Annotated in this window: 1 rRNA gene; it reads left to right on the top strand. The window is 53.5% G+C overall.

Going from position 1 to position 243, the window contains the following annotated elements:
• A 23S ribosomal RNA gene (locus tag AWV70_RS21990) occupies window positions 1–243 on the top strand; the annotation flags it as partial.

Raw genomic sequence — 243 nt, 5'->3', positions numbered from 1 at the left:
TCATGCGCGTCTAAGCAGTGAGGTGTGGAACGAGGCAAATCCCGTTCCTATAACATTGAGCTGTGATGGCAAGGGGAATTGTCCCCAGAGTCCCTGATTTCACACTGCCAAGAAAAGCCTCTAGCGAGGCGGGAGGTGCCCGTACCGCAAACCGACACAGGTAGGCGAGGAGAGAATCCTAAGGTGATCGAGAGAACTCTCGTTAAGGAACTCGGCAAAATGACCCCGTAACTTCGGGAGAAG

It is taken from the genome of Sporosarcina koreensis, from assembly GCF_001531445.1.
GTDB classification, from domain to species: Bacteria; Bacillota; Bacilli; order Bacillales_A; family Planococcaceae; genus Sporosarcina; species Sporosarcina koreensis_C.
This window is presented reverse-complemented; position numbering and strand designations above follow the sequence as displayed.